6 protein-coding genes are annotated in these 6827 nt (G+C 66.9%); 2 read left to right on the forward strand and 4 right to left on the reverse strand.

Features of this window, described 5'->3' with window-relative positions; all coding sequences use genetic code 11:
- Positions 1 to 53 precede the first annotated feature (53 nt).
- Genes KF886_24410 through KF886_24425 form a run of 4 tightly spaced genes read right to left on the reverse strand, consistent with a single transcriptional unit; the run spans position 54 to position 3257 of the window.
- Positions 54 to 1571 (reverse strand): cryptochrome/photolyase family protein, encoded by a 1518-nt coding sequence (locus tag KF886_24410; protein MBX3180504.1) that lies wholly within the window; start codon positions 1569 to 1571, stop codon positions 54 to 56.
- Positions 1568 to 2029, reverse strand: coding sequence for a hypothetical protein (locus KF886_24415; GenBank protein MBX3180505.1), 462 nt, complete (start codon positions 2027 to 2029; stop codon positions 1568 to 1570). Before KF886_24415 ends, KF886_24410 begins: the two co-directional genes overlap by 4 nt.
- On the reverse strand, positions 2026 to 2772 hold the full coding sequence (locus tag KF886_24420) for an SDR family oxidoreductase (protein ID MBX3180506.1): 747 nt from the start codon (positions 2770 to 2772) through the stop codon (positions 2026 to 2028). The genes KF886_24415 and KF886_24420 overlap by 4 nt, the downstream gene beginning before the upstream one ends.
- A complete protein-coding gene (locus tag KF886_24425; GenBank protein ID MBX3180507.1) occupies positions 2769 to 3257 on the reverse strand; it encodes an SRPBCC family protein in 489 nt (162 codons plus the stop codon). The genes KF886_24420 and KF886_24425 overlap by 4 nt, the downstream gene beginning before the upstream one ends.
- Positions 3258 to 3361: 104 nt before the next feature.
- On the opposite strand from KF886_24425, the gene tsaA reads away from it, so the two are divergent.
- The gene (gene tsaA, locus KF886_24430; protein MBX3180508.1) at positions 3362 to 4231 is read left to right on the forward strand and encodes a tRNA (N6-threonylcarbamoyladenosine(37)-N6)-methyltransferase TrmO; all 870 of its coding nucleotides are present in this window, start codon (positions 3362 to 3364) and stop codon (positions 4229 to 4231) included.
- 39 nt (positions 4232 to 4270) lie between these two features.
- Complete coding sequence (locus tag KF886_24435) at positions 4271 to 6649, forward strand: BNR-4 repeat-containing protein (GenBank protein MBX3180509.1); 2379 nt, start codon at positions 4271 to 4273, stop codon at positions 6647 to 6649.
- Positions 6650 to 6827 lie beyond the last annotated feature (178 nt).

Genomic DNA, 6827 nt, shown 5'->3' on the forward strand with positions numbered 1-6827 from the left:
GTAGCGTTTGTGGGTGGGGTTGGGTGTCTGGGACGTTGGGGATTGCGGGCTGCTTACAGCGTGTCGTTGAGGGCGGCCTGGCGGGTGGCGTCGGCCTGTTTTCGTATGGCGCGGCGTTCGGCGGGGTCTTTGCGATCGAGGTTGCGGTAGCTGAGGGCCATGCGGGGGTTCCGGGCGAGGCGGGCCTGGTGGCGGTCGAGGAAGTCCCAGTAGAGCGCGTTGAAGGGGCAGGCGTTTTCGCCGGTGATGGTTTTTGGGTTGTAGGGGCAGTGTTTGCAGTAGTTGCTCATGGTGTTGATGTAGTTGGCGGAGGCGGCGTAGGGCTTGGAGGCCATGAGTCCGCCGTCGGCGTGGGCGGCCATGCCGATGACGTTGGGGGTGACGACCCAGTGCCAGGCGTCGATGTAGGCGAGCCAGTACCAGTCGTTGAGATCCTGGGGGCGGACGCCGGCGAGGAGGGCGAAGTTTCCGGTGACCATGAGGCGCTGGATGTGGTGGTTGAGGCCGGAGTTGAGTACAGGGCGGAGCGCCTCCGCGACGCAGCGCATGCGGGTTTCGCCGCTCCAGTAGAAGCCGGGCAGCGGCATGTCGGCTTCGAGGTGATTGAGGGTGTCGTAGCCGGGCATGTTGGCGCGGTAGAGGGCGTAGACGAACTCGCGCCAGCCGGCGATCTGGCGGATGAAGCCTTCGGCGGCGTTGAGCGGGACCCGGCCGGCGCGGTAGTGGGACTCCGCCTCGCGGCAGACGGCCTCGGGATCGAGGAGGCCGATATTGAGGCAGGCCGACACGAGCGCGTGGAAGAGGGTGTCGTTCCCGGCGACCATGGCGTCCTGGTAGTCGCCGAAGGCGGGGAAGCGCCATTGAAAGAAGTCGTCGAGCAGTTCCTGCGCGTCGCGCCGGGTTACGGGCCAGTGAAATTCGTCGAGGCGCCCGAAGGCCTTCGGGAAGTGCGCGGTGACGTCTTCCATGACCCGCCGCGTGATGGCGTCGGGCTTGAAGCGCGGAATCGGGGGCGATTCGAGGCCGCGCGCGGGGGGCTTGCGGTTTTCATGATCGTAGTTCCATTTTCCGCCGGCGGGCTCCGGGCCGTCCATGAGCAGGCCCGTGGCGGCGCGGACCTTCCGATAGAAGGTTTCCATGCGCGTTGCGCGGCCGCGCTGCAGCACGACGGGCTTCGTCTGGCGCGTGTTGATGAAGAGGTCGTTCGGGATTCCCTCCACACGCAGGCCCGCTTCTTCGAGCAGGGCGCGGTAGCGGTCCGAGGCGCCCCAGTCCGCCGAGGCCATGATGCGCGCGCGATCGAGGCTGTGCGCGCACGCGGTTTCCCGCAGCTTGCCGGCGGGGTCGCCGCAGCAGCGATGGTATTCGACCGTATAGCCCGCGTCGCGGAGTTCTTCGGCAAAGTGACGCATGGCGGCGAAGACGAGCACGAGCCGCTGACGGTGAAAGGGAACCCGGGTGAATTCTTCGATGCTTTCCAGCATGACCACGACGCAGCTATCCGGGCTGCACCCGTCGAAGAGCGCGGTGTCTGTTGTGAGCTGATCCGGCTGGACGAAGAGCGCCTTCATGCCGGGGGCTCCGGCGCGCGTGCGGCGGCGTAGCAGGCCCAGAGCACGAGTGCGGCGCGGAGCGTCCAGGCGGCTGTGCGCCACGCGTTGGTGGAGACCAGCCGGTCGATGGCGTCGCGGTCGAAGCCTTGCGCGAGGCGGTTGTGCAGCGGGACCTGGACCGCGAAGGTGCAGGCCCAGATGGCGAGCACGAGGACGAGCCCCGCCACGGCCGAGGCGGCGGGCAGCGGGGCGGGGCGGTGCACGATCAGCGCGGCGGAGGTCGCCAGCTCCACCAGCATCAGCGGGACGACTACGAGGCTGATCTGGCGCTGGTGGAAGGCCTCGAAGGCCGTGAACTGATCCGGGGGCACAAAGCGGAACGCGGGATAGTGGACAAGTTGGACCGTCCAGATGAGTCCGGCGAGCGCCAGGGTAGCTCCCGCATTCGCGACGAGGAGGGCGTGCGCGCTGTTCATTTCGCGGCGGTGTTGACGCGGGGTCTCGGCTGCACGCGCCCCAGGCCGCCATCCACGCCGATCACCTGTCCGGTGACCCACGCCTGTTCGGGGTCGAGCAGCCAGCAGATGGCGCGCGCGATGTCGTCCGGCGCGCCGAGGCGTCCCATGGGATGGAGGTTTTCGGAGATCTTCCGGGCGGCGCTGGCTTTGGTGATGGGCTGCGAGAGGGGCGTTTCCACGAGGCCGGGCGCGACCACATTGAAGCGTATGCCGCTGGAGGCGTAGGTGGCGGCGGCGGCGCGCGCCAGGCCCTCGACGCCGGCTTTCGCCGCGGCGATCGCCTCGTGGTTGCCCATGCCGAGGGCCGCGGCCGCCGAGGAGACGAGCACGACCGAGCCCCCATCGTGCATGAAGACGGGTTTGGCGGAGTGCACCGCCGCGAAGGCCGTCGTGAGGTTCGCGGCGATGGTCGCGTCGAATTCCTGGCGGCTGGTGGTGTGGGCGGGCTTCAGGAGCATGGAGCCGGCGCAATTCACGATGCCGGTGAGGCCGCCGAGCTCCTCCCGTGCGCGCGAGAGGTTGAAGCATACCGCTTCGAAGTCGGTGAGATCGCATTCGGCCTTCCACGACAGCGCGCCGCCATTCACGCCGTCGAGATCCCGGCCGATCCCGGCGACATGGGCGCCGCGTTCCCGCAGACGCCGGATCACCGCCCCGGCAATCGCGCTCCGGGGCGCAAGCACCGCGACGTACTCGATCATGCGTTGACCGCCTGCAGTTGCGTGGCCGCCCGCCAGTCGCCCACGTCTTCCAGGAAGGTGCGGCGGTAATTGAAGATCGATTCCAGCTGGCGGCGCACCATCAGGGCGTGGGCGATTTCGCCGAGGGGTCCGCCCGGGAGCCCGTAGCGCACTTCGTCGCGCACGAGGGTCTCGCCGCCCAGATCCTCGAAGGTGTGGGTGTGATGCCAGAAGGCGTAGGGGCCTTTCAGCTGGACATCCACGAAGCGGTAGGGCGGTTCGTATTCGGAGATACAGGTGGTCCAGCGCATGGGGAGGCCGTTCAGCGAGACCACGTAGTCGATGATCGCGCCCACGTGCATCGGTATCGGGCTGGGGGTCAGAATCTGGAAGCCCAGACCGGGCGGCGTGAGTTTCTCGAGGTTCTCCGGGCGCGCGAAGAACGGAAACACCTGATCCAGCGGGGCTTTGAGGCGCTGTTCGCGCGCGAGCACGTGTATTTTCATGGGCAATCTCCTGTAGGCTGAGAGCGTTTGCGGATTGCGGGCGCGTCCCGCCGCTTCTCCCTTCCTGCTACAGGATACCATGCGAAACGGAATTTGTAAAGTTTATGTCTAACAAAAACCTAGACAAAGATCTCCGACAGACCGCCAATTCCGGGAAAAGGCCAGCGGAGGCCGCCGAACCCGCGTCCATCCTTCTTACCCCGATCGGCGTGTTCCGATGCGCGCAGCAGCGTCCCTACGACGCCGCGCGTCAGGGGGCGCTGGCGCGGGGCAACCCGGGGCGGGTGGTGCTGCACGCGGGCCAGAACTTCCAGCAGGCGCTACGGGACCTGGAGGGCTTCTCGCATGTGTGGCTGATCTTTCAGTTCCACCAGAACAGCGGTTGGAAGCCGCTGGTCATGCCGCCGCGCGGCGACCAAAAGGTGGGGGTGTTTGCGTCGCGTGCGCCCTACCGCCCGAACCCGATCGGGCTGTCGTGCGTGCGGCTTGTCGAGGTGCGCGGGCGTACGGTGCACGTGGCGGATCACGATCTGCTCGACGGGACGCCGATCCTCGACATCAAGCCGTATATCCCGTATGCGGACAGCGTGCCCGAGGCCCGGACCGGATGGCTGGAGGCGCTGGAGGCGGAGGCGGGGTGGACGGTGCGTTTCGGGCCGCGCGCGCTGCAGCGGCTCCGCTGGCTGGAGTCGCATGGCGTGGCGAATCTGGAGTTATTTCTGGCGCGGCAGCTGCTTGATGCGCCGCTGGACGGGAGGCGCAAGCGGGTGAAGCCGCTGGGCGGCGACGCGTGGGAAATCGCGTACCGCACGTGGCGCGCGCGTTTCACGGTCTACGAGGCGGACGCCAGCGTCTGGGTGGAATCGGTGTACTCCGGTTATACCATCGGGGAGTTGTGCGGCGAAAACGACCCGCATGGCGACAAGGCGGCGCACCGGGCATTCCGCGCGGAGTTTCCGGCGGACGACGGCTGAGGCGGGCAGGGGCCGGAGAATTGAACAGGAGGTAAACAGATGAACGGCAAAAAACTTGAACCGATTTTCGGAAAACTGTTCCGGTACGCGCTGCTGATCCCGTTTCTTGCGCTTGCGGCGATGCCGGCGCCCGCCGGGGATGCCGGGTGGACCTCGCCGGTGCGGTTGGGCGGTTCGGGCGGGCTATATTTGCTGGCGGAGCCGGGCGAACTCTGGGTCGACATCGAGATGGCGGACCGAAACGTGTCCAACCGCGCGATTCATCTGCGTGCGGTGCTGTTCGGTCCTGATCGGGCGGTGATCGCGGACGAGTACATTCCCGAGGACGGCCTGGGACAGGGGATCGGGATCGGGCCGGTGCGCCGCGTGAGGCTGTCGGCGGAGGTCCCCCGGCGCGGGGTGTATGGCGTGATGATCGCGGCGACCCACGACCGGTATGGTACAGGTTTCTTGTGGGGGTTCAACACGAACTGCGAGAACTATCTCGTGGAGACCTCGCGGGGACACAAGGACGCGCGCCACGAGGAGCCGCTGGTGTTTTACGGACCCGAGGCGGAAGGGGATATTGGCTTCATGCCGCGCGCGGGCGCGTTTGACGTGGAGATCGGCGGGTTGAAGAAAGGCGACGCGCCGGTGCGCTTGTTTGATGCGCGTGATCGTCTGGTGGCGGAGGCGACGCCGGACACCGAGGGCAATATTGTGCTCCGCGTGGGGCCGGAGCACCCGCGCGACGCCGTGCCGTGGCGGTTGCGCCTGCCCGGCTACGCCGGGACCGTCCAGATCGACGGGGTGACGCGGTGGGCGCCCGAGGATGGCGGGTATGAGCACCTGTCGCTCTGGACGCCGGACCCCGGGTCGTGGTTCGACTTTCACGAAAACCGGTGGCTGCTCACGCCCTATCGTCAGCGGCGGAACGTCCAGCCGGGGGACGTGGGCGCGGTGGAATTCACGGTGCACAACAACGGGCGGGACGCGCGGTCGGTTGCGCTGGGCCTGGCGTATCCGGACGCGGCCTGGCCGGCGACGCTGTCGAAAAGCGAAGTTCACCTGGCTCCGGGGGCCTCCGAACGCGTCACCCTGGCGTATACCGCGCCGGCGTCGGGCGAAGCGGCCCGGGTGTATGTGCGGGCGACGGCGGGCGCGTTTTCGACGTATTCGACGGTGGAACTGACGCCGGACACGGGCCAGATTGACCGCGCTGTGGATACGCCGATCGTGTTGCGGCCCTTCCAGCACGAAAACGAGCAATTCGGTTACGCGCCGGACTATCCGGTCACCAACCAGGTTTATTTCGACCGGGAAAACAGGCCGGTGGTCACGAGCCGCGACGGCGTGTCCGTGTTGCGCGACGGGGCGTGGCGAGAAACGCAAACGGGCGCGCTGATGTCGAGCAAGGCCGCGTTTGGGGGCGACAACGGGCTCTATCTGCTTGGACGCCGGGACGGGGCGCCCGCGCTGCTGCATTCAGACGATGGCGGGGCGACTTTCAACGCCTATCCCATTCCCGGCGGCGGGAGCTTTGACATCGAGCAGTTTTCCGGCCACAACAGCCCGCCCGGGCCACCGCCCTTTGTGCGCAATACGCTTACTTCACGCGATCCCGACCATTTCTGGCGGCGGCTTAACGATCTGGATCTGTTCCTGCCCACGAAAACGGACAGCGGCGCGATCGAGATCGGCGCGCCCGTGCGCCTGTCGTCGTTGAGCATCGGGTATTCGGGGCACTCGGGCATTCCGTCCACGATCGTGTCGCGCGGCGACAAGGTGCATGTGGTCTGGGCGGAGGCGACGGATCCCGCGGTCGAGATTCCGGGCGTGCCGACGTACGTGGCGACGTGGGATCGCGCGGCGGGGGAACTTTCGGAACCCGCGCTCGTCGGGTATGGGCCGCCCGCGAACGATGTGCACAACACGCCCAGCATCACGATGGACAGCCAGGGCTACCTGCATGTGCTTGTGGGCACGCACGGGCGGACGTTCCTGTATGCGCGTTCAAAGGCGCCGAATACCGCGGGCGGCGGGTGGACGGAGCCCGAGCCGCTGGGACCGGGGCTGCGCCAGACCTACGTGGGCTTTGTGTGCGACGAGAACGACACGCTTCACGTGGTGTTCCGGCTGTGGAACGAAGATACGGCCTATTTCCCCGCGAGCCTGTACGCCAGCCTGAGCTACATGAAGAAGGCGCCGGGGGAACCGTGGACCGAACCGCGCCCGCTGATCGTCTCGGCGTTCTCCGAGTACAGCGTGTTCTACCACCGGCTCACGATCGATCGGACCGGAGATCTGTTCCTGTCGTACGACTACTGGTCCACCTTCTGGTTTTACCGTACGGATCGCCGGGAGACGCGGCGCGCACTGATCACCAGCGGCGATGGCGGGGCGGGGTGGAAGCTGGCGACGGGTGCGGATCTGGAGTGAGTAAAAGGGGCTCGGTATATGGTTTGGCTTTATGGTTTGGCTTTCGGGGGTACAGGCACCCTCGCTTTGGGGTGATCTCTACCGCTTACGCGGCCGGGGTAGTTGGGGCTCGGGAGCCAGTCCCCATGGCGGCGCTTTTGCGGTTTGGGTGTTTTTTGTTGCGGGTACAGGCACCCTC

The sequence above is a fragment of the Candidatus Hydrogenedentota bacterium genome, from assembly GCA_019637335.1.
Classification (GTDB): Bacteria; Hydrogenedentota; Hydrogenedentia; order Hydrogenedentales; family JAEUWI01; genus JAEUWI01.

Bases quoted from the DNA above. Each gene is read 5' to 3' on its own strand.
- KF886_24410 (MBX3180504.1), bottom strand. From the start codon at position 1,571: ATGAAGGCGCTCTTCGTCCAGCCGGATCAGCTCACAACAGACACCGCG.
- KF886_24415 (MBX3180505.1), bottom strand. From the start codon at position 2,029: ATGAACAGCGCGCACGCCCTCCTCGTCGCGAATGCGGGAGCTACCCTG.
- KF886_24420 (MBX3180506.1), bottom strand. From the start codon at position 2,772: ATGATCGAGTACGTCGCGGTGCTTGCGCCCCGGAGCGCGATTGCCGGG.
- KF886_24425 (MBX3180507.1), bottom strand. From the start codon at position 3,257: ATGAAAATACACGTGCTCGCGCGCGAACAGCGCCTCAAAGCCCCGCTG.
- tsaA (MBX3180508.1), top strand. From the start codon at position 3,362: ATGTCTAACAAAAACCTAGACAAAGATCTCCGACAGACCGCCAATTCC.
- KF886_24435 (MBX3180509.1), top strand. From the start codon at position 4,271: ATGAACGGCAAAAAACTTGAACCGATTTTCGGAAAACTGTTCCGGTAC.